This window comes from Streptosporangium sp. NPDC002607, from assembly GCF_053592655.1.
Window position 1 is genome coordinate 19,254 of record NZ_JBSFWD010000066.1, and the last position, 23,962, is coordinate 43,215.

Sequence of the window (23,962 nt, forward strand, 5' to 3'; positions counted from 1 at the left end):
GCCCCCGCCGGACGAACTGGGTAATTTGTCGTGTGCCAGGGGAGGGGACGATGTGAAGCACATCCGCGTTTCCGACGCCGAACGTGACCGCGCCTGTGTGATTCCGGGTAAACACTTCGCCGTGGGCCGCCTGAAGAAAGACGAACTCGACAACCGCGTCAACGCCCTTGCGAGTACAGCCGGGCCATGATCAACGGCTTAGCGTTCGCTGTGCTCGGGTGGTGGTCGCTGTTCAACCTCCCCCGTGACGTCCTTCCTCAGGTTCTCGCCCTGTTCGCGCGCGCGTTGAAGCCAGGCGGACACTTCATCACCGCAACACACGTCGGCGACGAAGACGCGGTGCGAACCGAGGCCTACGGAGGTGTACCCGTTCGTTGGACGACACACAAATGGCGGCCGGAACAACTCGTGGACCTGATCGAGCAGGCTGGACTGCGCCCGGTCGCCGAACTTCGGCTCCCTGCAGATGAGCGAAGCGGGCCGGGTTTGGTTGTCATGGCCAAGCAACCCGGCTGAGGATCAGGCGTCGGAAGCGGCACAGGGTCTCGTGCCGGGCAAGGCTCCTCCGGACGGTTGCGGCACCGGTTGAAGGTGCTGCTCTGGCGGGCAGCAGTCGGCGCGGCGACCGCGACCGGAGCGGGCCTCGTCACGATCATGGCCGACTGGATCAATAGCCTGTTATGGGTCCTCCACCCGGGTCCATGCGATCAGGGGGCAAAGTAACCGGAGAAGACCAGGTCAGAGTCCTTGATCAGGTTGGAAATTGGCTCGGCGAGATCTCGTATGCGTTCTTCGTGATACACCACTTGGTGCTGCACTTCGGACCCCGGTTGCTCGGTTTCGGGACGGAGTGGGACATCGCAACGGGCTGGCTCTCATCGCCGGGTCACTGGTCGCCACGTTGGCGATCGCCTGGCTGCTGCATGTGGCTGTCGAGCGGCCCTGTATGCGGCGCTGGAGCCGACCACGCCGGGAACCTGCCCGAGACCCCCGCTGTCGCCACCAGCTAGTACCGCAGCCGCCATTTGCTGTGTGAGCTGGGATGATGTGATCTTGTGATGGGATCCCCGCACAACGAGAGCAGCCGAGGGGGTCGCGACGGCGGGCGTCAAGCGGCAGCACATGGGCTGCGCGGGCGGCATCGACAACGGCATCAACACCGTGCACCTGGCCTACGTCCGCGCCGGCGCAGGTCACACGCTGATCGGTGCGCGCCAAGCCCGTCTGGCCACGGCGTACACACAGCTCAGCTAACAAATGGCGGCTGCCGTACTAGCGACCCTAAAGCGCGCCGCAAGACCTGACCCCATCCGGGACAACAACTCCGACCAACCGGGCGACGTTCCCGGGGCGCTCCACGTCGCCCATGTAACCGCAGGTCAGTGATAGGTTCGTTGGATTTTCCGCGACTGCTACCGGGACCCCCTGACGTCAGGCGATGCCGGTTCGGCGTTCTGGGGCCGGAGCATCTGACCAGGCTGCGCCCCTGAAAGACGATCGTGAAGAACTGGGTCCGCGGGCCATCAAGAAGCGGATCGCCGGCACGGCGGGGGAACCGCGCCCGCGCGGTCAATCGTGACGGGGGATGCCGGAGACCTCGTGATCGGCGTGGAAGAGCGCCTCGCCGATCAGGGCCCGGACGTGCGCGTCGCGGGCGCGGTAGAGCACGCGGCGGCCTTCTCTTCGGGTCTGTACGAGCCCGGCCAGCCGGAGTTTGGCCAGGTGCTGGGAGACCGAGGGTCTGGCCACGTCGATCGCTGCGGCGAGCGATCCGACGTCGAACTCGCCGGTGGACAACAGCCACATCAGGCGCAGCCGGGTGGCGTCGCTGAGCATGCGAAAGGCTTCCACTGCGGCTTCCACCTGCGCGCCGGTGGGTTGCACCTGCGAGAGGTTGGCACCTGATTCGTTGTCGCGTGCGTACATGACTACATATAATCGGGCGAAGCGGTCAGAGAGGCAAGCGAGGCACGCGGATGGCGCAGCAGGATTCCCCCCACCACGGGCACGGGCATGGCCACGGGCACGGGCACGGGCATGAGGAAGAGCGAGGTGGCGGGTTCAGACGGTTGCTGGCGAAGGTGGGCCACGTCGTTACCCCGCATAGTCACGACAGCGCGGACAAGACCGACTCGGCGTTGGAGTCCAGCAGCCGGGGGATGCGGGTGCTGGCCATCTCGTTCGCCGTCCTGGTGGTCACCGCGCTCGTGCAGTCGGCGATCGTGGCGGTCTCCGGTTCGGTGGCGCTGCTCGGCGACACGCTGCACAACTTCGCCGATGCGTTGACGGCGGTGCCGCTGGCGATCGCCTTCTGGGTGGGCCGGTGGGCGGCCACCCGCCGGTTCACCTACGGCTACGGCCGCGCTGAGGACCTTGCCGGGGTCGTCATCGTGGTTTTGATCGCCGCATCGGCCGCGCTGGCCGGCTACGAGGCGGTCAAGCGTCTGATCAACCCGGAGGACATGAGGGCGCTCGGACTGGTGGCCGCGGCCGGAGTGGTCGGGTTCCTCGGCAACGAGTGGGTGGCCCGCTACCGGATCAAGGTGGGCCGGGAGATCGGCTCTGCCGCCCTGGTGGCCGATGGTCTGCACGCCCGCACCGACGGGTTCACCTCGCTGGCGGTGCTGCTCGGCGCGGGTGGCGCCGCGCTCGGCTTCCCGCTGGCCGACCCGATCGTTGGCTTGCTGATCACTGTGGCGATCCTGTTCGTGTTGCGGGACGCCGCACGAGAGATCTACCACCGGCTGATGGACGCGGTCGATCCGAAGCTGGTCGCCCAGGCCGAACGGATCTTGGCCGGGGTTGCCGGGGTTGAGCGCGTCGGCTCGGTGCGGCTGCGCTGGCTCGGTCACACGCTGCGCGCCGAGGTGGACATCATGGTCCGGCACGATGCGTCGCTGCTGCAGGCGCACGCGGTGGCGGTAGAGGCCGAGCATCGGCTGATCCATGAGCTTCCACGGTTGCGTGCGGCTACCGTGCACGCCGATCCCGACGGCCCGGCCGGCACTGAGCATCATGCGATTCTCCTGGCCCACCGCTAGCCTGCTCGCTCACCTGGCCATCCCCGGCTGGCCGGGGCGAACGTCCGGGTCATCACGGTTTGTCGGTGGCTTGTGTAAGCATGCGCCACCGGTTGGTTGGCACGGGGGGATGAATGCTGAAGGCATTGCCGAAGGCGGCCAGAGCGCTGGTCTGGGTGCGGATCTTGAACGCGCTCGGTGCTTACGCGCTGTCGTTCCTGGCGGTGCTGGCCGGGCCGCAGTTGGCTGTGGTGGCGTTGGCGGTCTTCGGGGTGACGGCCTTGATCTCACGCTGGGCGGGAGCGTTCCTTCTGGACTGGTTCTCCCCGCGCACGGTGCTGGCTGCCGGCCTGGCCGCGACCGGCGTGGCGCTGATCGCACTGGCCGTGGCGGACGGCCCGGCGCAAGTGGTGGTCGCAATCGCGCTGGTCGGGTTGGCGTTCGAGCTGTATGAGCCAGCCAGCCAGGAACTGCTGGCACGGGCGAGCTCGGGTGAGCAGCGCCACGCGACGTATGCGGTCATGGGTGTGGTGCTGTCGGCCAGCGGGGCCGCGGCCGGCCTGCTGGCGGCGGTGCTGCTGCCGCTGGGGGTGCGCTGGCTTGTGGCCGCCGACGCGCTCACCTGCCTGGCGGCGGCCATCGTGGCGATCGCGCTTCTGCCCCGCGAACAAGGACGGGCCAGCACGAGGCGCGTGCGAGCGGACAATCGCTGGCGCCCGCCGACGGCGCTGGTGCGGCTGACGGTTGCCGGCACCGCGTTCGCGGTCGGGCATCTGGCGGTGATGATGTATCTGCCGCTGGCTCTGCTGGAGCGGGGGGCGCCGGCGTGGGTTCCCGGTGTGACGCTCGCGGGCGCGGCCGTGCTGGCCCCGCTGGCGCTGTGGGCGGCCGGGCGGCTGCTGTCCGGGGGTGAGCACGGGCTGATCCTCGGCGTGGGGACGGCGCTGCTGGGAGCGCTGGCACTGGTGATGGCCGCCGCCGCCACTGCACCGCTCACCATCGCCGCCTATCTGGCCTGCACTGCGGTCAACAGCGTGTTGCTGGGCCGCTGGCAGTCGGTGGTCGCCGATGCAGCGCCGGAGGACGATCGGCCGCGCTGGTTCGCCTTCCAGGGATCATCTTGGGGCGTGGCGCAGCCCGTCGTCCCGCCGCTGGCCGCGCTGGCCGGTGGGGCAGTGGGCGGCGCTGGGGCCGGCGCCTTTCTCGCCGCGGGTGTGGCGTTCTTGCTGGTACCGCTGGTACTACGCCGCACCACGATCTGACTCGCCGCCCGGCGGCAACACCACGATCCGACCCTGTCTTTCTAGGAGAACTCGGGGAGCTGCAGGTAGCAGCTGAGCCCGCCCCGCACTCCGCGGAGTGCGAGGCGGCTGAACTGAGGTGCTCCAGAGATTACGGACAGACCACTCGCCAGGGTGGTAACAGTCCGAAGGAGATAGAAACATGCCGAAAGGTTCCAGGCGTAGATTCAGCCAGGAGTTCAAGGACGAGGCTGTGCGCATGGTCCTCGACGGCCCCCGCACGATCGCCGAGGTCGCCAGAGAGTTCGGCGTCCACGACACCACGCTCGGCAACTGGGTGAACACCTACAAGCGAACGCGCGCGGAAGAAGAACCACACTCCCTCAGCGGCCCCGAGCGCGCCCGGCTGCGCGAACTCGAGCGAGAAAACTCCGAACTCCGCGAGAAGCTTTCCTTTCTGAAAAAAGCCGCGGCCTTCTTCGCGGCCGAGAACAATCGGTGACCGCGAAGTTCGAGTTGATCGACGCGGAGAAGGCCAACCATAAGATTGTGAAAATGTGCGACTGGCTGGAGGTGTCCCGCTCTGGGTATTACGAGTGGCGCGACCGGCCCGCCTCGGCGACCGCGCAGCGCCGCGACCTGCTCCAGGACCTGATCGCGGGCATCTTCTACGAGCACGAGGAGGTGTACGGCTACCGGCGCGTCCACGCCGAGTTGCCGCGCCGCGGTGAGCGCTGTTCGGCTGAGCCGGTGCGGGTGCTGATGCGCGAGCTGGGCCTGCTGCCGGCGCAGGTGCGGCCCTTCACGCCGAAGCTCACCGAGCAGGGCGCCTTCCGGGGCATCCCCGACCTGGTCAGACGCGATTTCACCGCCGTCCGGCCCGGTGTCAAGCTGGTGGGCGACATCACGTATATCCCGACCTGGGAGGGGTTTTGCCACCTGGCCACGGTGATCGACTGCTACAGCAAGGCCGTGGTGGGCTGGGCGATGGCCGATCACTACCGCACCGAGTTGATCACCGAGGCGATCGAGAACGCGGTACAGACCTTCACCATTGAAAAGGACGCGATCTTCCACTCCGATAGAGGGTCGAACTACACATCCGATGAATTTGGCGCCGTGCTGAAGAGGCTGGATGTTCGGAGGTCCGTTGGCCGTACCGGCATATGTTACGATAAGGCCATGGCGGAATCGTTCTTTTCAGCATTGAAGAACGAGTGGCTGAAACGGTACGTTTTCGCCGGCCGGGCGAAGGTTCGCCGAGCCGTGATTCGTTATATCGAGAGCTTCTGCAATCGGCGCCGACTTCATTCATCTGTTGGTTACCGGACGCCGTTCGAAGTCCTCGACGAGTACACAGCGCTTCAGCCGGTTGCGTAGTTCGCAGCCGCGGATCCCGCTGTCCGGAATGATCTCAGCCCCTCAGCGGAGGGTGACATGCGTGTCGGTGACAGCGCCCAGGTCCACCAGGCATGCGGGCTGCTCGCGCAGGTACAGGCCATTCAGCGGTTCAACGCCGAGGCCGGACTGTGCTTCGCTCGCATCGGCCTCACCGGCGAGCGCGCCTCACTGGTCGTGGAACACCCCGACCATCCGCCGCGGCACCTGAAGGTGGACTACGACATCTCCCGGCCGGCCCTGCGCGCGCTCCTGACCGCGCAGGGCCGGTCGGCCCGTCCCGAACCGGCCGACTATGACCACACCGTGGTGACACCCCACCCGCACGGTCCTGGCCTGATCCGGCACGGGTACGTTCTCTACGAGCTCTGCGACACCAGCGCGTGGACCGACTACCACGAGGGCCGCTCCTGGCAGGGCGAGCTGACCGACATCGTCTACGAACCCGCGAGCACCGACCTGCTCGTACGCCTCGACGGCGTGCCCTGGCGAGTGACGGTGAAACTCTCCGTCCGCGAGCTGGGCGACCTGATCGGCGCCGCCTACAGCGTGGTCGACCGCATCAGCACCCTGCTGGAGACGCCTTCGGCGGCGCAGCGTGAGCAGATGCGCCACGGCGAGGTGCTCACATAAGGGATGCGACCTTCAGGGAGAGCTGCGCGCCGATCTACGCGGGCGGGGATATGTCTCGCCCCAGCTAGCGTTCTCCTCCCGAACGTGCTCCCAGCCACCAACTAGCGGTGCGCTCCTGCTCTCGGAAGTGCCGAGCTGGGGTTTCGCCTCTCAGTCGTGCGTGTTCTCGGAGGTCGTGGCCATCTCCGCTTCCAAAAACACGATCTTTTCGGAAGGGGTCCCGGTAGCAATGAAGAAATTTTCAACGAAGTTGCTGCTGACCTGTGGTGATGTGTCTCGCCCCTGGCCCGAAGCGTGGCCGCTGCTTGCCGCCGGTCAAGTCCGGCCTGTCCTCGCTGCGCTCGTCCGCTCCGGACCGGACAGTCGGCCGCGCACCGGCCGAAGGGCTGTCGGGGGACGAGCCGGGAGGGTGAGGAACGGGTGCCACCGGAATACGGCAGAAACGGGCCGCGGTACCGGGCCCGGTCCCATTCGGATTCGAACTCATAGGAGGTCTTTGTTACGATGGGTGCCATGGAGATTGAGGTCGACAGAATCTAGCCACCGAACTGCCGGTGGCTTTCACCCGTGTGGGCGATGCCCACGCTGGTGAATGACCGTTCTCCTCGCGCAGCAGTGTGAGTCCGCCCGTCCGAGGCGTTGACACCTCTGCGTGAAACTTGCCGGCACGTTCGCACCGCACCGACCTCGGTCTCCGGTTTGTGCCTGCGAACGCGTGCGACTTCGATCCTCCCCGTGCCCATTCATCCATCGCCCAGCACTCGGGCAGCGGCATAGCGCCGCACGCAGATGGTGCCCCGGCAGCCCTGATCGAATCTCTCGCCGCAGTGACTCACGGCCCGTGGTCGGTTGTCCCGCCAGTTCCGTTGGCATTCGAAACCACCCACGAAAGGCCGTGGCCATGCAGCACCGCACGTCGCGTTCCCGCACCCGTCACCGTCGCGCTCACTGGAAGACGAGCGCCCCGGCGCTCACCACCTGCACGAATCCCGCCTGCGGCAAGCCCACCCCGCCGCACCGCGCATGCCAGCACTGCGGCGTCTACCGGGGTCGTGAGGTCTTGCCTCCGACGAACGGTGACACGTGAGCACTGTCCTGACCACGAGAAGCCGCTGGATGCGCATTCGCGACCGTCTCGCACAGACCGGTGCGCCTGCGTTCCGCTTTGGTCAGCTCATCGCGGCGTGGCAGAGCTCGACGGCCGAGACCTTCGCCGACGTTCATGCGCTGCCGGCCGGCCTGCGTGCCGATCTCGCGGAACGATTCGGTCCACGGCTGCACCCCCTGACCCCGCTGGAAGTCCAACGAGACGAACAGGTTGAGAAGGTGCTATTCGCGTCCGAAAGCGGCGCCCGCATCGAGACCGTCGTGTCTCACTATCGAGCCGGATGGGACTCCATGTGCATCTCGTCGCAGGCTGGGTGCGGCCTGGGCTGCACCTTCTGCGCCACCGGCGCGGTGGGCCTGGTCCGCAACCTCACTGCCGACGAGATCGTCGCCCAGGTGATGCACCCGCACTGGACCCGCGAAGGGCTGCCCCGACCCGCGAGTGTCGCGTTCATGGGGATGGGAGAGGCGCTCGCCAACCCTCACGTGTTCGACGCGCTCACCCTGCTGACTGACGCGGGCTACGCGGGGATGTCCGCACGACGGGTGACCGTGTCCACCGTGGGGTTCGCGCCGAACCTCACCCGCCTGGTCGACGAGCACCCACAGGTGACAATCACCCTGTCCGTGCACTCACCGTTCGCGCAGGAGCGTGCCCGCATCATCCCGCTCGAGGGACGCTTCCCGCTCGCGCAGAGCCTCGACATCCTCGACCGGCACGCCGCCAGGAGCCGCCGAAAGGTCTACCTCGCCTATCTGCTCATCGCCGGCGTCAACGACAGCGACGACCATCTCGCTGCTCTCGCCGAACTGGTCCGTGCGCGGTCTCGGCCCGAGCTGTTCCACGTCAGCGTCATCCGCTACAACGAGGCGGCAGGAGCGTCACCGGACTACCGAGCCCCGTCCTCCATCCGAATAGACGAGTTCGTGCGCGGGCTAACCGTGCGCGGCGTGCACGCGACGAGGCGACGGCAGTTAGGCACCGGCATTGATGCCGCTTGCGGTCAGCTCCACGCCAAATACCTCGCGGCGGACCCCACGATCGCCGCTCCCGTCAACACCGAACTGATCCCCGTCACGCCCCTCCGCAGCTGACGGGAAGAAAGAAGAGGAACACCACCCATGTCCACGAAGTCCGCCATCACATTCCGCGATCTGACCTTCGAATGGCCAGACGGCACCGTTGCACTCTCGGGCGTCAACGGCACCTTCAGCGCCGGCCGCACCGGCTTGATCGGGCGCAACGGTGCCGGGAAGTCGACGCTGCTGCGGCTGATCGCAGGCATCCTGCAGCCGACCGTCGGCCAGATCGACACCATCGGCGAGGTCGGCTACCTGCCTCAGACGCTCACGCTCCGGCAAGAGGCGACGATCGCCGAGCTCCTTGGGATCGATGGGATCATCGCCGCGATGAGGGCCATCGAGTCCGGCGACGTCGACGAACGCCACTTCGACACGATCGGCGATGACTGGGACATCGAGTCCCGCGCCGACGAAGCCCTACACCAGATCGGATTCACCGCCGGAGACCTCGACCGTCGCGTGGCCGAGGTCTCCGGCGGAGAGGCGATGCTCATCGCCATCACCGGGCTGAGCATCCGCCGCACTGCGATCACCCTGCTCGACGAGCCCACAAACAACCTCGACCGGCCTACCCGCGCCAAGCTCGCCGACTTCGTCGACCAGTGGCCGGGGACCCTCGTCGTGGTCAGCCACGACCTCGAGCTGCTGGAGCACATGGAGAACACCACCGAGCTCTACGGCGGCACCCTCGACACCTTCGGCGGCCCTTACAGCGCCTGGAAGGAACACCAGGAGCAAGAGCAGGCGGCGGCGGTCCAAGCCGCGCGGTCAGCCCAGCAAGCGCTCAAGGTCGAGAAGCGGCAGCGCGTCGAGGCGGAGACGAAGCTGGCGCGCAGGGAGCGCACTGCGAAGAAGACCCAGAGGGACGGCGGCATCCCGAAGATCCTGGCGGGCAACCGCGCCAGCAAGGCCCAGGCGTCCGCGGGCTCGTTGCGCTCCACGCTCGACAACAAGGTCCAGGCGGCCCAAGTCGCAGTCGACGCCGCGGACGCCCGCGTACGCGGAGAGGAGCACATCACCCTCGTCCTGCCTGATCCCGACGTTCCGCGCGGAAGGCGCCTCGCGGAGCTGCATGACCAGGACCGCACCTTCGTGATCCAAGGGCCGGAGCGGGTCGCGCTTGTCGGGGCGAACGGCACCGGAAAGTCGACTTTGATCGAGCAGCTCATCCGCGGCACGGCTCCCGCGCCCGATCGGCCGCATGGGCGTCTCCTGACCGAGCTCGTCGGCTACCTCCCGCAGCGTCTCGACGGGCTCGACGACGATGCGAGCGCGATGGCGAATGTGCAGTCGGTCGCCCCTGGGACGCCGGCAGGCACGATCCGCAACCAACTCGCCCGGCTTCTTCTGCGGGGCGACAGCGCCGATCGTCCGGTGCGTACGCTATCCGGCGGCGAGCGGTTCCGCGTCTCCCTCGCGCGACTCCTCTTGTCGGAGCCGCCGGCTCAGCTGCTGGTCCTGGATGAGCCCACCAACAATCTCGATATCGCCAGCGTCGAGCAGCTCGCGGAGGCCCTCGATGCGTACCGCGGGGCGCTTCTCGTCGTCAGCCACGACTTCGCGCTCCTCGAGCGGATTGGAGTCGACACTGTCATCGAGCTCGGCAGGGACGGCCGTATGCATCAACGCCGAGACCTGAACATCTGATGGTCTTGGATCGAGCGCGACGAGGCGTTAAGGAGCAGGCAGGTCGTGGGCCGGCTGACCCACCTGCTCCTTCGCTGGGAACCTTCCACATACCGATTTCATGCACGCCGTTTTGCCCGGCGCCCGATAACTCACGGGAATCCCCAGCAGCGCACGGCGAGATAGTGATCGGCGCTGCTGCGGAGGGGGCGGGCCGCGGCTGGGCTGCGCGCAGCTCCCGAAAGGGGCGCGACGGGAAAGCCATGGTTCCCGAAAGGTCGAAGCTGTTAGGAGTGGGTAGCCTCAGTGACGGGGCGAGTAGTGCTCCACAGCCGTACTGTGCCGTCTTCGCTCCCTGCGGCGAGGGTTTTGCCGTCCGGGCTGAAGACCACCTCGTAGACGTTCTCGGTGTTGCTGGTGAGGGTGGTGGGTTCGCGGCTGGCCACGTCCCACAGCCGCACCGTGTTGTCGAGGCCGCCGGTGGCGAGGGTCTTGCCGTCCGGGCTGAAGGCCACCGAGGAGACGGCGCCGGTGTAGCCGCTGAGGGTGGTGGCGGTTTCGCGGCTGGCCACGTCCCACACGAGTGCCTGGCCGTCGTCGCTGCCGGTGGCGAGGAATTTGCCGTCCGGGCTGAAGGCCACCGAGCGGACATAGCCGGTGTGGCCGCTGAGGGTGGCGGTGACAACGGTTTTGCGGCCGGCCACGTCCCACAGCCGCACCTCGCCGTTGATGCTGCCGGCGGTGGCGAGGGTTTCGCCGTCCGGGCTGAAGGCCATCGAGTGGAACCAGTCGCTGGTGTGGCTGTCGAGGGTGGCAATGGTTTTGCGATCGGCCACGTCCCATAACTGCACCGTGTCGCTGCCGCCGGTGGCGAGGATCTTGCCGTCCGGGCTGAAGGCCATCGAGTAGACGGGGCTGCTGGTGAGGGCGGCGGTGGCAACGGTTTTGCGGCCGGTCACGTCCCACAGCCGCACCGTGCCGTCGAGGCTGCCGGCGGTGGCGAGGGTTTTACCGTCCGGGCTGAAGACCACCGAGTAGACGATGCTGGTGTGGCTGGGGAGGGCGGCAATGGTTTTACGGCCGGCCGCGTTCCACAACCGCACCGTGTCGTCGTGGCCGCCGGCGGCGAGGATCTTGCCGTCCGGGCTGAAGGCCATCGAGTAGACGGCGCCGACGTAGCCGGTGAGGGTGGCGGTCGGTGGGAGTTCGGGGGCGCCGGTGGGGGTGGCGCTCGGGGGGAGCTCGATGGTGCGGGTGAGAGCGATCGTGGTCGGCACGCCGACCGCGGCCAGGGCCCCGAGTCCGCCCAGGAGCAGGGTACGGCGAGATAGTGATCGGCGCTGCCGCGGAGGAGTCGTGTTCACACCCGTAGGTATAGAAGATCACGCTTGAGATTGACTTGAAGGTGCCTGCATCACCTTCTGCCGGCCCAGGCCGAGCAGCTCGCCGGAGGCGAACGGCTCCGGAGCGCGGCCGCGCCGGGCGGTCCCGGCATTACTTTCGGTGTGAACCGCGCCGGGTTCGGTGGAGACTCCACGAAAGCCGGGGTACATCACTCCGCTGTTCGCGTTGGATGCGAAATATTCGCATCCAACGCGAAGGACTGTCTAGCGCCCCAGGTCAGCGTGTGGGTCTCACGCGCCTCGCCTGCCTCAGGAGGAGACGGCTAGGTAGAGTGCAGTCGGCTAGAACTTCCCCTGACGCAGACCTTCTTGGTCCCTCGAAACCATGGGGCATGAGGTGTCGCTAATTCGCATCGGATGCGATACGCGGCGGTTCCGGAATACGGCGGAAACGGGCCGCCGGAGGCCCCCTGACAGAGTCAATGCTCTCCAGTCTTGGACTGACCGACCTGCCGACAGGGCGACCGAAGCGCTCGGCCAACATCCTCGGCCGGCCAAGCTCGGTCGCGCCCGCCGCGGCGTTGACGGCAGGCGGCCTCGCGCCGTCTGCCGTCCGGCCCTGACGGGTCTGCCGCTCCCCGGCTCGCCGTGTGTTCTTCAGGACGGGTGCGGCCCTGCCAAGAGCTCGCCGACCTGGACGACCGCGAACTCGACCTGGCTCTGGCCCTCCTCCCAGTTGGCGATCAGCGTGCAGCCCTCGTCGGCGAGCAGGTCGCCGCCCGACCGCTCGGTCCGCAGGTACATCAGTCCCTCCTCGCCTTCGGTGCAGAAGAAACTCAGGTGGGCGAACAACTCGGGCGGCGTGAGGTCGGCCAGCGCCTCCTGCCACTCCTCGGCCGCCTCCGCCTCGAGGGGAAGGAGGCTTTCGGGGCCCGTGCCGAGCGCGGTGGCGACCCGCATCGCGTCGAAGAGCGTGCCGTCCGAGACCAGCCGCGGGTGGCAGACGGTCCAGGTGTCGCGCAGATCGGACGCGGCGAGGTCGTACCGCGCCAGCAGGGGAGCCAGGTCGCCGCCCAGGACGAGCCGGCCCGCGAAGCACGCCGCCGCGAGATCCGCCTCGAACTCCGGCGGTAGCCCGGCCTTGTCGAACTCGAAGACCGATCGGCTCGCGTCGAACTCCAGCAGCGGCTCGTCCAGGTCGAAGATCGGGCAGTCCCAGACGACCGGCTCGGCGCCGCGGAGGGCGGCCGGGTTCACCCAGGCGGTGTCCCGCGCGAAGCCGAGCTCGTTGATGAGGTTGCCGCCGAAGAACGTCGCATAGATGGCGTCGGCGTCGAAACTCGCCAGCGGACGGCCGAGCAGGATCTCAAAGGCGCCGGTCAGCTGTTCTCGCCACGGGCCCGAAATGTTCGCAGAAGCGGAGTTCATGCCGGGACCATATAGGCCGGGCCCATCATTCCAGACCGAGTTCGTCGGAAGCGGGCCAGCGCGTCGGCCACTGAGATGGAGCGCCTACGCCGCCGCACCGACGATTTCGGGAGTTCCGGGGGGACCTCGCCTAGCACACCGAGCGTGACGTGCAGGTCCGGCCGGACGCGGCCCGTTTCCGCCGTATTCGTGTGTCCTGAACGTGAAGGAGAGTTCGATGTAGGCGAATGATCTGGAGCGATGCTGCTCGGACGATGAAGGTTGTGGCCCTTCGGTGTCGCCCTGCGGAGGGAGGCTCCAAACCGCCTCATTCAGCGTTTGCTGAAGACAGTCGTGGTGAGCGATGAGGAAAAGGCGCCGGAAAGGCGTCAGGTGGGGACCGGGAAGGCGAACGTGAGTGAACCACTGACGACGTGTCGAAATCGGAACAGATGACATCGAAACCGGGGAGTGAATACGACCCCGGGATGAGCCTGGCGGGTGTCCGCTTATTGGCCAGGCGGTGTCCGGCATGGAGGTGGCGTGAGTCCGGTCTGCGGCGTTCGAGTGGAACAGGAGAAGGCGCTGTTCGGAGACTGCCCGCCTCGGTGGGCGACAGGGGAGAGCCGTGGTCTGGGGGAACCCCGGGAGACGGCGTCAGGGTACCCGTTGCCGGGCGCGCCGGCGGACCGGCCCGTAGTAGTGGTGAAGGTCTTGTAACGGGACTGGAGCGAAGGGGCCGGGTCGTTCGTGACCCGTTTGCTCGATCAACCGGAAGTTCTCCGGGAGGGGTCGCGTGGACGAGTTGAAAGCACCGGGCAAGCCGTTTGAGATCTCTAAATGGGCTGTCCAGGTGGCGTGGGAGAAGGTCAAGGCGAATAAGGGCGCGGCCGGGGTGGACGGGTTGTCCATCGGGGAATTCGAGAAGGATCTGAAGAACAACCTGTACAAGATCTGGAATCGAATGTCCTCGGGAACGTACTTTCCGCCTCCGGTCATGGCTGTGGAGATCCCGAAGGCGCACGGCGGTGGCACCAGAATGCCGGGCGTTCCTACCGTGGCCGATCGGATCGCGCAGACGGTGGTGGCCGGGGTGCTGGAAGCGAAGGTCGAACCGATCTTCCATCCAAGCTCCTACGGCTACCGTCCGGGCCGCTCGGCGCTGGATGCGGTCTGGGCCTGTCGGCAACGCTGCTGGGAGTTCGACTGGGTGGTCGAGTTCGACATCCGGAAGTTCTTCGACTCCGTGTCCTGGGCTCTGATCGTCAAGGCGGTCCAGGCGCACACCGATCTGCCGTGGGTGATGCTGTATGTCCAGCGGTGGCTTGCCGCGCCGCCGGCACTGCCCGACGGAACCTTGCAAGATCGAGAGCGCGGAACCCCGCAGGGGTCGGCGATCTCACCTGTCCTGGCGAATCTGTTCCTGCACCATGCGTTCGACGCCTGGATCACCCGGGAGTTCCCGGATGTGGTGTTCGAGCGCTACGCCGACGACGGTGCGCCACGAACACAACGGGAGGTCTCGATGTAGACGGAATCTTCCGAAGTGATGCTGCACCGGTGATGGAGGTGGGCCCTCCGGGACCGCTCACACAGGGGGAGGTCTCAAACCGCCGCAGGTTGCTCCGGTGAATGAGCCGGGGTGATGAGCACTGCGGAAAAGGCGCACAAGATGCGTCAGGTACGAGCCGAGAAGGCGAACGCGAGTGAACCACTGACGAAGTGTCGAAAGCGTATGAACGGTTACCGAAACCGGGGTCCAGTTGTTGCCCCGGGATGAATCTGGCGGGTTCCTGTATTCCTGGCCAGGTGGTGCCCGGCATAAAGGTGGCGCGAGCTCGGTTCAGGCGCTGGTGCGGAACGTGGGAACCCCTCGCCACGATGCCGCCACCGGTCAGGTTGAAGGCCGGTTGGCAATAAGGGAGAACCTCAAACAGCTGAAACTGTGAGGGGCTGAGTACCGATGCGTGGCAGGGGGACGGACCGCCTCGTAGTAGTGATGAAGCCCCTGTAATGGGGGTGGAGCCAAGGGGGCGGGTTGTCCCGATCCTGTTTGGTGGTCAACCGGAGTTCCCGGGAGGAGCCAGGTGAACGGATCAAGGCCGCAGGCCAAGGTTAAGGTCAAGTCGTTTGACGTTCCAAAGTCGATGGTGTGGGAGGCATTTCAGCGGGTCAAGGCCAACAAAGGTGCACCCGGGGCGGACGGCGTGACGATCGAGCAGTACGAACAGAACCTTTCGGGGAACTTGTTCAAGTTGTGGAATCGGATGTCGTCCGGCTCGTATTTCCCTCCGGCGGTGAAGGCCGTGGAGATCCCCAAGGCGGACGGGAAGGGTATCCGCGTGCTCGGGGTGCCCACTGTTTCTGACCGCATCGCCCAGACGGTGGCCGCGATGTATCTGGAGCGGGCGGTGGCTGGTTGCGCCGTGGGCGAAGGCGGACGGATCGGTGCAGCAACGGAATCGTGGGACTCCCCAAGGGTCGGCGATTTCTCCCGTGCTGGCGAATCTGTATCTGCACTACGCGTTCGATGTGTGGCTGGTGCGGGAGTTCCCGCAGGTCACCTTTGAACGGTACTGCGATGATGCGGTGATTCACTGCGGTAGCGAAGGGCAGACCCGCCGTGTGCGGAACGCTCTCGCGCAGCGATTGGCGCAGGTCGGGCTGGAATTGCATCCGGGCAAGACGCGCATCGTCTATTGCAAGGACGCGGACCGGGGTGGCTCGTACGAACACACCTCGTTCACGTTTCTTGGGTATACGTTCCGGCCCAGGCCGGCCCAGGCCGGCCAAGAACCGGTACGGGAAGCACTTTGTGAGCTTCCTGCCCGCGGTCAGCAAGGAGGCAATCAAAGCGATGGGCAAGGAAATGCGCTCCTGGCGCATCGCCCAACGTAGTGACAAGTCGCTGATGGACCTTGCGCGGATGTTCAACAGCATCGTGCAAGGATGGATCAACTATTACGGGCGCTTCTACAAGTCCATGTTGTATCCCCTCCTCCGGCGCATCAACAGAATGTTGGTGGGTTGGGCTTGCCGGAAGTACAAACGACTACGCCGCAGGGAGAAACGAGCGGGAGAATTACTGGCGGGCACAGCCCGCCGGTATCCCAACATGTTCACCCATTGGCGGTTCGGCCTCAAGCCTGATGGCTGGACAACGGGAGCCGTGTGAGCCGAGAGGCTCCCGCACGGTTCTGCGAGCGGCGGCGGGTGAGATTCCCGCCGCCGACTCACCCGGTCATGCACTGTGTCACCGAGCGGCAGGCCCGCCAGGTACTGGCGGCGCTCCAAGAACGGATGGAGGCGGTCGGGCTCGCGCTTCACCCGGCCAAGACCAAGATCGTGTACTGCAAGGACGCGAACCGGCGGCAGCGATACGACGTCACCGAGTTCACGTTCTTGGGATTCACGTTCCGGCCTCGCACAGCGCGGGCGCAGAACGGCGGACTGTTCGTGTCGTCCCAGCCCGCGATCAGCAAGAACGCTCTCAACAAGATCAGCCGGGAAGTCCGCTCATGGCGGTTGCACCAGCGGATCGGATCGACCCTCGCTCAACTCGCCAAAGCGATCAACCCGATCGTGGAAGGCTGGATGCGGTACTACGGCGCGTTCAACCGCACCGCGCTGCATCCCCTCCTGGAGCGCATCAATTCCTACCTGCTGCGCTGGATCCGCAAGAAGTACCGACGACTGCGCACCGTCAAGAAGGCACTGCGTGCTTACAAAGACGCCGTACGCGCCTATCCCGCCATGTTCCGACACTGGCGGTGGACACCGCACGCCTGGCGAACAGGGTGACAAGAGCCCGGTGACGGGAGACTGTCACGCCGGGATCTGTGGGGGCCCGAGGCTGAGATGCCTCGGGCTACCCGCCTGCAGGTCAGAGCTCCCTTAAGAACCTTCGGGCACAGCCTGGAAGGGGGCCGCTGACCTGCATATCCGTTGTTTCCTGCGTCGTTACTACTGGAACCCCCATTAGCAGTCCGGGTACGATCTCGCCGCGCCGTGTCCGTCCACCCAGTATTCGGCGCCGCCGCGGGTGGCCAGATCAGTCGCGCGCGGAGCCGCCCGTGGCCGATGTGTTCAGCTGCGCGCTCGTCCGGCCGGTGAGCTCCTCGAGGGAGACGCTGTGCCGCGACCCGTCCCGGAGGATTGCCGTGACGCTCTTGACGCCGCCACGAGGTGAGGCGTTCTCGCGCTCCTCAGTCGTCGGCGCGTCCGGCCACCAGGCTGCGAAGTAGCCGCCGGTGACGGTCGCGGTCACGCTGCCTTTCGCCTCCGTGGAGAGCTCCAGACCCACCACGCCGGCACCGACCCTGCCGGTCACGATACGCACGCTCTCCTCACTCGTGCTCATGACCGCGCCGAGGGCGGCCCGCGCAGACCTCGCGGGAACCGGCGAAAGCGGTTGTGCGCCGGGCCCCGGCGTGCTGCCCGTCGAGCCGACGAGGTCGCCATCGCGGAGCAGGCAGGTGATCTCGGCCAGATGGCTGCTGTCGTCGTTGACGTAGACGAGCGTCCATGGCCCCCGGCCCTCGGTCACCACGGGCCGGAAGCCGAGCTCACGCCCGGTTGTGCGCTTGGCGGTGTCCCGGGCGCTGTCGAGGCACTTCTCCTGGGCGTCGGCGGCCCGGTCACCGCTCACCGTGTGCGGCGTCGCGGTCCACGCTGCCATCGCCGAGCCACCGCCGAACACGCCGGGCAGCAGCAGCGCTGCCGCGATGCCGACGGCCACCCCTCCGCCGGCAGCGGTGAGACGCCCGGCGGTGAGCAGGCGAGGGCTGCTGGTCGTCGGTGCGGGCGTCTCCATCGGGTCGGTGGCCACCACCCGGGCCAGCAGGACCCGAGCCTTGGGGTCGGTGCTGGTGTCCAGGTCGGCGGGGGTGACGGCCGGGTCGAGGTCGCGCAGGGCGTGGTCGAGGGTGTCGTTCATCGCATGCTCCGGGAGTCCACGGTGGCGGTTGCCACGGGCTGGGTTGTAGTGGCGGGGACCGCGTCGGCGTGGTGGCGCAGGGCACGCCGGGCCCGGGTGAGCCGAAGCCGGAACGCGACGGGGGAAATGCCGAGCACCCGCGCGGCCTGCGGGGCTGTGAGGCCGTCCCACACGGCCAAGGCGAGCGTCTCCTGGTGGCGCGGGCTGAGCCGCCGCCACGCCCGGACGAGGTCGAGCCGGCGTGCCACCAGCTCGGGGTCCAGCCCGGTCGCCGCGGCGCCGGTCAGCTGGCTGTCGGCGATGCGAACGGTAAGTGCCTGCCGCCGCTGGTCGGCCCGCAGCCCGTTGCGCAGAGTGCGGTGCGCCACGCCGAACAGCCAGGCCCGAGCCTCGTCCGCCGCCAGCGGCACGTCGTCCAGGCGCCGCCAGGCGACGAGGAACACGTCGGCGACCACGTCCTCGGCATGGGAGGGGTGGACACGACGCTCGACGAACCGCAGCAACGCGGCATACGTCTGCTCGTAGAGGCGGGCGAAGCGCTGGGTGCGCGGTGGCCCGGTGTCGGTGACGTTCATGCCTAGGTCATGTCCGGCAAGCCCACAGGTGTGTCGCGAACCGTCACGACGAGGCGTCGACCGGCCTTTGGGGTCCCAGTAGTAACGACGCAGGAAACAACGGATATGCAGGTCAGCGGCCCATCTTCCACGCTGTGCCTGAAGATCCCTAAGAGAGCTCTGACCTGCATATTCGTTGAAAATTCCGTCGATACTACTGAGACCTCATAAGGGGTCGATCGCAGGACGAGGGTTCAGGCCGCCCAGTACGGATGCGCCGCATCCGACCTCGTTGCGAGGCGGCGGGCCCGGGCACCTTGTGACTGCTCTGAGATCTTGGACTGCGGCGATCTCGGCGGTCCCGTCACCGTAGGGCAAGAGCAGCAGGAGAACCCCCCGATGAGATGGCCTATCGCCACATTCGCCGCCGTCCTGGCATCCGCCCTGGTCGCCGGGTTCGGTGACGGTGCGAGCGCCCAGAGCGCTCCGGCGGACCCGGTGCAGGCGCTCAAGAAGCAGATGGCGGCACATGGCGGAGTGCGCTTCTCCCGGGTCGCGGTCGACACGACCGAGGATCGAAGCGATGTTCCCTCCTGGATGACCAAACGCAAGAGCAAGATCACCTTCCGTAGCAAGGGGGCCGTCCAGTTCGGGGGCGGGAAGGTCACGGCCAGCGACGTGACGAGCCGAAACAGCCTTATCGGGTCAGATGAGAGCGTGCGGTTGGTCACCTTCACAGGCCGCAGCTATATATCGGGATGGCCGGTGCCGCCGCTGCCCGCGGGCAAGGAGTGGGTCGTGTTCGACGACGACACGACCAGGCCGGAGATGGACAGCGGGCGGATCAGGCTCGCCGATCCCGCCACGTTGCGGGCCGTGCTCGCCACCACCACGGCCAAACGGCCCGCGGGCCGCTACGACGGCACCCGCACCACCCTGTACGAGGGAAAGATCACCTTCGGCGAGCTGAGCAGGGCCTACCCCGGATTCCGTCTCCTCACCGACGGAAAGCCAACCGCGAAGGACCTCAGGATCGAGGTCTCCTGGCGGCTGTGGATCGGTGAGGACCAGCTTGTCCGCAGGGCGTGGAGCTCGTGGAGTGAACCCCTCCTCAAGAAGATCGACCTCTACGTCTCCAGCGTCACCGATGTCCGCCTGGCCGGCTGGGGCACCGCACCTGGTGTCCATGCCCCCTCCGACGACCAGGTGGTGAAAGCCGATGGCCCCGTACCCGACTTCACCGTCCATACCCTTCAGCAGATGAGTGAGGACCTCGGCTCCCAGAACCACCCCGCCTCCCACTGAACACCCTGCCCACTGCCCAGCTGTTACGCGCAGGCGCGTGAGAAAGCCAGGACGAGGACCCTCTCGCCTTTGACAGCGGAAACCGGTCAAGGCCTTGATTACCAGTCGTTACCGGCGCGGTGCTGGTTGACGTCATCGGCCTGCCTGCGCGTCTGTCTGAGGGTGGGGCGGCGTCTTTAAGGCAGGACGGTGCCGGGTTCGGCGGGAGTGATCCGCCGTCCGCGCAGTGGAGGCCGGCACGCGACGAAACCCGACCGTGGCCGGGACGGTTCGCACGGCGCGCGAGCCCGGCCCCGCCCCCGGCCCGAGTGTGGCCGACGCTTGCCGCCGGTCAAGTCCGCTCCCTCGCTGGCGCTCGGTCGGCGGACTGGACAGTCGGCCGCGCGCCGGCCGGGCAGGCGGCGGGGAGTGAGGCCGGAAATGGCGGGGAGGGAAGGTCCGGCCCGTCGCATCGACCGGCCCTCACGCGCGCATGAGGGCCGATTTCACAACAGCAGCAAGATGAGCGATCCGACTCCGGATCTCGGCGGGGGCTTTGTTTCACGATGAGGGAGCGGATGAGGACGACAGCAACGCCCATCGCGGCGGCTGCACAGACGATCACCCGAACCGAGGTCGCCGTCGGACGCCCGATCAGGAAGATTCCGGGTGGCATAAAGGTCATCTCAACGATCGCGCCGACCGGCACCGTCAATCGGGCAAGCAGGCCGATCACTCCATGGCCCTTGATGGTCGCGCCAACAGCGCCCAGAGGCGGCCCGAAGAGCAGGCTCGCGAGCAGCCAGGGGAGCATCCACCTCACCTGCCAGGCCAACGGCAGACTTTTCAGGGCGGACTCCGTGCAGTAATACACCGTCGTAGCCGCGGTCAATGCCAGAACACCGGCGGCCGCCCCCCGGGTGCGTGTACCTGCCAGCCATCCCGCCGCCACCGCCAGTGCGGCCCAGGACCAGCCGACGTCCAGCAGCAGCCCCGCTACTTCGGCGATCTTCATGACCCACACCCCGCCCAAGGATGCGTCTTTGACGAGGGAGGTGAGTGCACCGAATCCCGCACCGAGCGCGAGAGCGCCGGCCGCGCTGTGGATGATCTTCACTACGCGAGGATACGCAGCGAAGAGGCGTTCCTTTCGGGTGCCACCGGTCGGGTCGCCCCGGACAGTCGGCCGCGCGTCGACCGGGCAAGCCCTGGGGGGCGAGGCGGGGGCCAGGCGGGGAGTGGACAGGTATCCAGGCGGCGCCGTACTGCAGTGAGCAAGATGGAGATCAGACGTCTGCGCGCCGTCTGGGGCTTTCGCCCGTAGTGATCACCTGCCTACCGTCGAAGGGTGATCTGTCCCCACCCGGGGGCGGGGTCGCTGCGCTGGAGGGAGAGGCCGGTGGTCGACGTCGAGGAAGCATCGCCCCCCGAACCCGGGCCCCGGCCTCGCTCGGGTGGGCGTCGTCGCCGGGTGGCCGGCGGGCGCGGGAACCGGCACACGGTGCGGTTCACCGACACCGAGCAACACCGGGTAGATCAGGTGGCTGCGGCGGCCGGGATGAGCGTGCCGAACCTGATCGCCGAGACGATGCTGGCCTCCCTGGCCCAGGGAGACCGGTTGATGACGGTGGCCGAGTGCCGGGCCCTGGCCCGGGAGGTCACGGCCGCGCAGCGGGTGCTGCGCGCGATCGGCAACAACGTCAACCAACTGGCGGCCAAGGCCAACACCGGCCAGGCCCCGGCGGCCGCGGAAGTCGGGGCGACCATGCACGCGGTGCGCCGGGCCACCCACCGGATCGACCTGGTCTTGGCCCAGCTGATTCCCGAGCGCCCCGAAGACGGGGGTGAGGGGCAGGGCGGGGGCGGGCGGTGATCAACAAGATCGCGGTCAAGCATGGCCACGACATCGGCGGCCTGATGCGCTACCTGTTCGGGCCGGGCCGCGCCAACGAGCACCGCGACCAGCGGGTGATCGCCGCCGACGAGATCCTGGACGTCGCAGACGGCACCCGCCTGGACGCCCTGCAGCACTGGGAGCGGGTCCTGGAGCTGGGGCACAGGCTCGATGACCACCGGGTGATCGCCAGGATGGCGCCCGAGCAGGGCTGGGTGTGGCACTGCGCCATCTCGCTGCCCGCCGAGGAGACCCTGTCGGATGAGCAGTGGGCGATCGTCGCCCGCGCCGCCGTAGCCCGGCTGGGCTTCGACGACTCCACCGGAAAAGCGCCGTGCCGGTGGATCGCCGTCCACCACGGCCCCCTGGCGGTCAACCTGGTGCGCGAGGACTGCAGCCTCGCCGCGCCCGGCCGGGACCGGATGGCGATGTCGGCGCTGTGTGGGCAGATGGAGCGCCGGTTCGGTCTGCACGTGGTCGAGGGCCGCCCCGGGCGGGGGCTGCCCGGCTACAGCCGCGCCGAGGCCGAACGCCTCCAGCGCACCCGGGCGCGCGGTGCCGGCACCGGCCCGCCCTCGCGCGGCCCGGCCGCCGGGCGGGGCGCGGCGAGCGGGATCCCGACCGGCTGCGCCTGGCACGCCTGGTGCGGGCGGCGGCCGCGAGCTCGTCGAGCGAGGCGGAGTTCGTGCGCCGGGCCAAGGCCTCCGGGGTGTGGGTGCGGGCCCGGTTCGCCACCGGCGGCCGCGACCGCGTCGTCGGCTACTCCGCCGCGCTGCGGCCCGCCGACGGGCGGACGGCGGTGTGGTTCGGTGGCGGCAAGCTCGCGGCCGATCTGACCCTGCCCCAGCTGCGCCGGCACTGGGACGTCGCCGATGGCGAGGGCCAGGCGCTCGCCGAGTGGCGGTGCTCCCCGCAGGTCGCGGGCCCGGCCGGGCCCGGCGAGCAGGCCGCCGTCGATGCGGACGCCTGGAAGCGCGCCGCGCAGCTGGTCGACGTCGTCCGCTCGCAGTTGCAGAGCACCCCGCCTGGTGACGTCGCCGCGTGGCGGAGCGGTTGCCGGGGCGCGGCCGCGCTGCTGGCCGGCCTGGCCGAGCGGATCGAAGGGCCGGGGGCGGGCGGACCGGGGCCGATCGCGGCACCGGCCGATCGCCTGGCCTGGTCCGCCCAAGCCCCTCGCGGCCAAGCCCACGTCCGTACACCGGTTCGCGGCGAGGAATGAGCAGTCAGTACCACACAGCAGAGACCACAAAGAACAGACAAACAGCATCGAAGATCGGAGAGGATCAGAGAAGCGATAAGACGTATCAATCAGCAGTAACGCAGACAGTAAGATCATGAATCAGTGCTAAGGCATCGCCACTTCGCGACGATGCGGACGCGGCCAGCTACTCCTGGTTAATGCCGGTAGTAGCCACATCACACGGCAGACCACCAAAAAACGGCAGTCAACACCACACAGCAGAATCACGGGGTGCTCCTGTCCTGGTGAGGGCGTAGAAAGTGCTTGACCCGCCCTGTCTAGGGCGTATGGTCCGATCGGGAAGGTTTCTTACTGGTTCACCGGTGAGGTGGTCACGCTGGGGGTGTAGCCGGACTGCTCGTCGACGAGTGGCGCGACGAGGTGCAGCGCATGCCAAACGCCAGCCAGTGGGTGGCGCGGGACCCGATCACTGGAGAGATACGACATCGACGCCGGTAACCATTCATTGACTAGCCCTATGGAGTGCGTACAACGGATTGTCGTCGGCCGCACGGGTGACCTCCCGGCGTGGTTACTCACCGGCATGTTCCGCCTCCGCTACGAGGTGTTCTACGAACGCCTCCGCTGGGACGTCGACAGCCTCCACGGAATGGAGCGAGATTCCTACGACGACTGCGATCCGGTCTATGTGATCAGCCATGGGGAGGTCTGCCGGGAGGTCACGGGGTGCTGTCGGCTCCTGCCCACCGACGGTCCTTATATGATCCCCGACGTCTTCTCCGAGACGTTGCGCGGCGCCCCCGCTCCTCGCGATCCGAGCATCTGGGAGCTCAGCCGCCTGGCCACTGGCCGGGCCTGGCCCCGCACTACGGCAGCGGGTTTCGGCCCGCTTGCCCTTGCGCTGCTCCGGGACGCGTTTCGCTGGGTTGATCGGTGCGGTGACACGGTGGTCGCGGTCTCAGGCGTGGCCCTGGAACGGCGCCTGCATGTCATGGGTGTTCCCACCCGGCGTTTCGGTGACGGCAGGGCGACGCGCCTTGGCCAGCTTCTGTGTTCCGCCTATGCCGTCTCAACCCAGGCCTTCCTTGAGAACGCGCCTGCCGCGCCGACGGCGGCGACGATTCCCTGCCAGGACGAGTCCTAGTAGGGCTTGGTTAGGTGGGGATGGGCTGGGCGTGTCTGGGTAATGTGCGGCGGCAGGTGGGGCAGATCCCGGCCCAGCAGGCCAGCAGCAA

Annotated in this window: 25 protein-coding genes; 19 read left to right on the plus strand and 6 right to left on the minus strand. The window is 67.5% G+C overall.

The window, feature by feature from the left end:
• Positions 1 to 52 precede the first annotated feature (52 nt).
• Together ACWD3H_RS41720 and ACWD3H_RS41725 are read left to right on the plus strand one after the other, a co-directional pair.
• Complete coding sequence (locus tag ACWD3H_RS41720; protein WP_355626907.1) at positions 53 to 190, plus strand: DUF1707 SHOCT-like domain-containing protein; 138 nt, start codon at positions 53 to 55, stop codon at positions 188 to 190.
• The gene (locus ACWD3H_RS41725) at positions 187 to 516 is read left to right on the plus strand and encodes a hypothetical protein (RefSeq protein ID WP_451958945.1); all 330 of its coding nucleotides are present in this window, start codon (positions 187 to 189) and stop codon (positions 514 to 516) included. Before ACWD3H_RS41720 ends, ACWD3H_RS41725 begins: the two co-directional genes overlap by 4 nt.
• A 1,053-nt stretch (positions 517 to 1,569) precedes the next feature.
• On the opposite strand, the gene ACWD3H_RS41730 is transcribed toward ACWD3H_RS41725, so the two are convergent.
• Positions 1,570 to 1,926: an ArsR/SmtB family transcription factor gene (locus tag ACWD3H_RS41730; protein ID WP_355568742.1), complete on the minus strand. Its 357-nt coding sequence runs from the start codon at positions 1,924 to 1,926 to the stop codon at positions 1,570 to 1,572.
• 155 nt (positions 1,927 to 2,081) lie between these two features.
• Here ACWD3H_RS41730 and ACWD3H_RS41735 point away from each other — a divergent pair, with 155 nt between their 5' ends.
• From ACWD3H_RS41735 to ACWD3H_RS41765, 7 genes are all read left to right on the plus strand, one after another.
• Positions 2,082 to 3,041 (plus strand): cation diffusion facilitator family transporter, encoded by a 960-nt coding sequence (locus ACWD3H_RS41735; RefSeq protein WP_451958946.1) that lies wholly within the window; start codon positions 2,082 to 2,084, stop codon positions 3,039 to 3,041.
• A gap of 113 nt (positions 3,042 to 3,154) precedes the next feature.
• A complete protein-coding gene (locus ACWD3H_RS41740; RefSeq protein WP_451958947.1) occupies positions 3,155 to 4,282 on the plus strand; it encodes an MFS transporter in 1,128 nt (375 codons plus the stop codon).
• A 181-nt stretch (positions 4,283 to 4,463) separates the two neighbouring features.
• Positions 4,464 to 5,641, plus strand: a protein-coding gene (locus tag ACWD3H_RS41745) for an IS3 family transposase (RefSeq protein WP_451958948.1) whose coding sequence is annotated in 2 segments (ribosomal slippage) — positions 4,464 to 4,722 and positions 4,722 to 5,641 — 1,179 coding nt in all. Because the reading frame shifts where the segments join, the coding sequence is not laid out codon by codon here.
• A 57-nt stretch (positions 5,642 to 5,698) separates the two neighbouring features.
• Positions 5,699 to 6,292 (plus strand): hypothetical protein, encoded by a 594-nt coding sequence (locus ACWD3H_RS41750; RefSeq protein WP_451958949.1) that lies wholly within the window; start codon positions 5,699 to 5,701, stop codon positions 6,290 to 6,292.
• 901 nt (positions 6,293 to 7,193) lie between these two features.
• Positions 7,194 to 7,379 carry a 50S ribosomal protein L32 gene (gene rpmF, locus ACWD3H_RS41755; RefSeq protein ID WP_451958950.1) on the plus strand — a complete coding sequence of 62 codons (186 nt, stop codon included), beginning with the start codon at positions 7,194 to 7,196 and terminating at the stop codon, positions 7,377 to 7,379.
• 29 nt (positions 7,380 to 7,408) lie between these two features.
• Positions 7,409 to 8,494, plus strand: a complete 1,086-nt coding sequence (locus ACWD3H_RS41760) for a radical SAM protein (RefSeq protein WP_451958951.1) — start codon at positions 7,409 to 7,411, stop codon at positions 8,492 to 8,494.
• Positions 8,495 to 8,521: 27 nt separating this feature from the next.
• Positions 8,522 to 10,129, plus strand: coding sequence for an ABC-F family ATP-binding cassette domain-containing protein (locus ACWD3H_RS41765; protein ID WP_451958952.1), 1,608 nt, complete (start codon positions 8,522 to 8,524; stop codon positions 10,127 to 10,129).
• Between the two features lie 266 nt (positions 10,130 to 10,395).
• Here the strand turns inward: ACWD3H_RS41765 and ACWD3H_RS41770 are convergent, their stop codons facing one another.
• Together ACWD3H_RS41770 and ACWD3H_RS41775 are read right to left on the minus strand one after the other, a co-directional pair.
• Positions 10,396 to 11,472 carry a WD40 repeat domain-containing protein gene (locus ACWD3H_RS41770; protein ID WP_451958953.1) on the minus strand — a complete coding sequence of 359 codons (1,077 nt, stop codon included), beginning with the start codon at positions 11,470 to 11,472 and terminating at the stop codon, positions 10,396 to 10,398.
• Between the two features lie 636 nt (positions 11,473 to 12,108).
• Positions 12,109 to 12,879 carry a hypothetical protein gene (locus ACWD3H_RS41775; RefSeq protein WP_451958954.1) on the minus strand — a complete coding sequence of 257 codons (771 nt, stop codon included), beginning with the start codon at positions 12,877 to 12,879 and terminating at the stop codon, positions 12,109 to 12,111.
• A gap of 775 nt (positions 12,880 to 13,654) precedes the next feature.
• Between ACWD3H_RS41775 and ACWD3H_RS41780 the strand changes: the two genes are divergently transcribed.
• From ACWD3H_RS41780 to ACWD3H_RS41800, 5 genes are all read left to right on the plus strand, one after another.
• The gene (locus ACWD3H_RS41780) at positions 13,655 to 14,389 is read left to right on the plus strand and encodes a reverse transcriptase domain-containing protein (protein WP_451958955.1); all 735 of its coding nucleotides are present in this window, start codon (positions 13,655 to 13,657) and stop codon (positions 14,387 to 14,389) included.
• Positions 14,390 to 14,945: 556 nt separating this feature from the next.
• Positions 14,946 to 15,428: a hypothetical protein gene (locus ACWD3H_RS41785; protein ID WP_451958968.1), complete on the plus strand. Its 483-nt coding sequence runs from the start codon at positions 14,946 to 14,948 to the stop codon at positions 15,426 to 15,428.
• Positions 15,355 to 15,756: a reverse transcriptase domain-containing protein gene (locus tag ACWD3H_RS41790; RefSeq protein ID WP_451958956.1), complete on the plus strand. Its 402-nt coding sequence runs from the start codon at positions 15,355 to 15,357 to the stop codon at positions 15,754 to 15,756. Before ACWD3H_RS41785 ends, ACWD3H_RS41790 begins: the two co-directional genes overlap by 74 nt.
• Positions 15,674 to 16,033: a group II intron maturase-specific domain-containing protein gene (locus ACWD3H_RS41795; RefSeq protein WP_451958957.1), complete on the plus strand. Its 360-nt coding sequence runs from the start codon at positions 15,674 to 15,676 to the stop codon at positions 16,031 to 16,033. Before ACWD3H_RS41790 ends, ACWD3H_RS41795 begins: the two co-directional genes overlap by 83 nt.
• A gap of 68 nt (positions 16,034 to 16,101) precedes the next feature.
• Positions 16,102 to 16,659: a group II intron maturase-specific domain-containing protein gene (locus ACWD3H_RS41800; RefSeq protein ID WP_451958958.1), complete on the plus strand. Its 558-nt coding sequence runs from the start codon at positions 16,102 to 16,104 to the stop codon at positions 16,657 to 16,659.
• Between the two features lie 250 nt (positions 16,660 to 16,909).
• Here ACWD3H_RS41800 and ACWD3H_RS41805 read toward each other — a convergent pair whose 3' ends face one another.
• Positions 16,910 to 17,794 carry a hypothetical protein gene (locus ACWD3H_RS41805; RefSeq protein ID WP_451958959.1) on the minus strand — a complete coding sequence of 295 codons (885 nt, stop codon included), beginning with the start codon at positions 17,792 to 17,794 and terminating at the stop codon, positions 16,910 to 16,912.
• Positions 17,791 to 18,369 carry an RNA polymerase sigma factor gene (locus ACWD3H_RS41810; protein ID WP_451958960.1) on the minus strand — a complete coding sequence of 193 codons (579 nt, stop codon included), beginning with the start codon at positions 18,367 to 18,369 and terminating at the stop codon, positions 17,791 to 17,793. The genes ACWD3H_RS41805 and ACWD3H_RS41810 overlap by 4 nt, the downstream gene beginning before the upstream one ends.
• 378 nt (positions 18,370 to 18,747) lie before the next feature.
• On the opposite strand from ACWD3H_RS41810, the gene ACWD3H_RS41815 reads away from it, so the two are divergent.
• Positions 18,748 to 19,653 (plus strand): hypothetical protein, encoded by a 906-nt coding sequence (locus tag ACWD3H_RS41815; protein WP_451958961.1) that lies wholly within the window; start codon positions 18,748 to 18,750, stop codon positions 19,651 to 19,653.
• A 331-nt stretch (positions 19,654 to 19,984) separates the two neighbouring features.
• Here ACWD3H_RS41815 and ACWD3H_RS41820 read toward each other — a convergent pair whose 3' ends face one another.
• Positions 19,985 to 20,749: a hypothetical protein gene (locus ACWD3H_RS41820; RefSeq protein WP_451958962.1), complete on the minus strand. Its 765-nt coding sequence runs from the start codon at positions 20,747 to 20,749 to the stop codon at positions 19,985 to 19,987.
• A gap of 231 nt (positions 20,750 to 20,980) precedes the next feature.
• Between ACWD3H_RS41820 and ACWD3H_RS41825 the strand changes: the two genes are divergently transcribed.
• The 4 genes from ACWD3H_RS41825 (at position 20,981) to ACWD3H_RS41840 (ending at position 23,871) form a co-directional block, all read left to right on the plus strand.
• A complete protein-coding gene (locus tag ACWD3H_RS41825) occupies positions 20,981 to 21,505 on the plus strand; it encodes a plasmid mobilization protein (RefSeq protein WP_451958963.1) in 525 nt (174 codons plus the stop codon).
• On the plus strand, positions 21,502 to 22,362 hold the full coding sequence (locus ACWD3H_RS41830; RefSeq protein WP_451958964.1) for a hypothetical protein: 861 nt from the start codon (positions 21,502 to 21,504) through the stop codon (positions 22,360 to 22,362). The genes ACWD3H_RS41825 and ACWD3H_RS41830 overlap by 4 nt, the downstream gene beginning before the upstream one ends.
• Complete coding sequence (locus tag ACWD3H_RS41835) at positions 22,326 to 22,745, plus strand: hypothetical protein (protein WP_451958965.1); 420 nt, start codon at positions 22,326 to 22,328, stop codon at positions 22,743 to 22,745. Before ACWD3H_RS41830 ends, ACWD3H_RS41835 begins: the two co-directional genes overlap by 37 nt.
• 565 nt (positions 22,746 to 23,310) lie before the next feature.
• The gene (locus tag ACWD3H_RS41840) at positions 23,311 to 23,871 is read left to right on the plus strand and encodes an acyl-homoserine-lactone synthase (protein WP_451958966.1); all 561 of its coding nucleotides are present in this window, start codon (positions 23,311 to 23,313) and stop codon (positions 23,869 to 23,871) included.
• Positions 23,872 to 23,962 lie beyond the last annotated feature (91 nt).

What these genes read in the sequence shown, in the direction of transcription:
- ACWD3H_RS41750 (WP_451958949.1), top strand. Translation starts at nt 5,699, where the DNA reads ATGCGTGTCGGTGACAGCGCCCAGGTCCACCAGGCATGCGGGCTGCTC.
- ACWD3H_RS41810 (WP_451958960.1), bottom strand. Translation starts at nt 18,369, where the DNA reads ATGAACGTCACCGACACCGGGCCACCGCGCACCCAGCGCTTCGCCCGC.
- ACWD3H_RS41760 (WP_451958951.1), top strand. Translation starts at nt 7,409, where the DNA reads ATGCGCATTCGCGACCGTCTCGCACAGACCGGTGCGCCTGCGTTCCGC.
- ACWD3H_RS41765 (WP_451958952.1), top strand. Translation starts at nt 8,522, where the DNA reads ATGTCCACGAAGTCCGCCATCACATTCCGCGATCTGACCTTCGAATGG.
- ACWD3H_RS41730 (WP_355568742.1), bottom strand. Translation starts at nt 1,926, where the DNA reads ATGTACGCACGCGACAACGAATCAGGTGCCAACCTCTCGCAGGTGCAA.
- ACWD3H_RS41840 (WP_451958966.1), top strand. Translation starts at nt 23,311, where the DNA reads ATGTTCCGCCTCCGCTACGAGGTGTTCTACGAACGCCTCCGCTGGGAC.
- ACWD3H_RS41815 (WP_451958961.1), top strand. Translation starts at nt 18,748, where the DNA reads ATGAGATGGCCTATCGCCACATTCGCCGCCGTCCTGGCATCCGCCCTG.
- ACWD3H_RS41775 (WP_451958954.1), bottom strand. Translation starts at nt 12,879, where the DNA reads ATGAACTCCGCTTCTGCGAACATTTCGGGCCCGTGGCGAGAACAGCTG.
- ACWD3H_RS41805 (WP_451958959.1), bottom strand. Translation starts at nt 17,794, where the DNA reads ATGAACGACACCCTCGACCACGCCCTGCGCGACCTCGACCCGGCCGTC.
- ACWD3H_RS41800 (WP_451958958.1), top strand. Translation starts at nt 16,102, where the DNA reads ATGCACTGTGTCACCGAGCGGCAGGCCCGCCAGGTACTGGCGGCGCTC.
- ACWD3H_RS41725 (WP_451958945.1), top strand. Translation starts at nt 187, where the DNA reads ATGATCAACGGCTTAGCGTTCGCTGTGCTCGGGTGGTGGTCGCTGTTC.
- rpmF (WP_451958950.1), top strand. Translation starts at nt 7,194, where the DNA reads ATGCAGCACCGCACGTCGCGTTCCCGCACCCGTCACCGTCGCGCTCAC.
- ACWD3H_RS41740 (WP_451958947.1), top strand. Translation starts at nt 3,155, where the DNA reads ATGCTGAAGGCATTGCCGAAGGCGGCCAGAGCGCTGGTCTGGGTGCGG.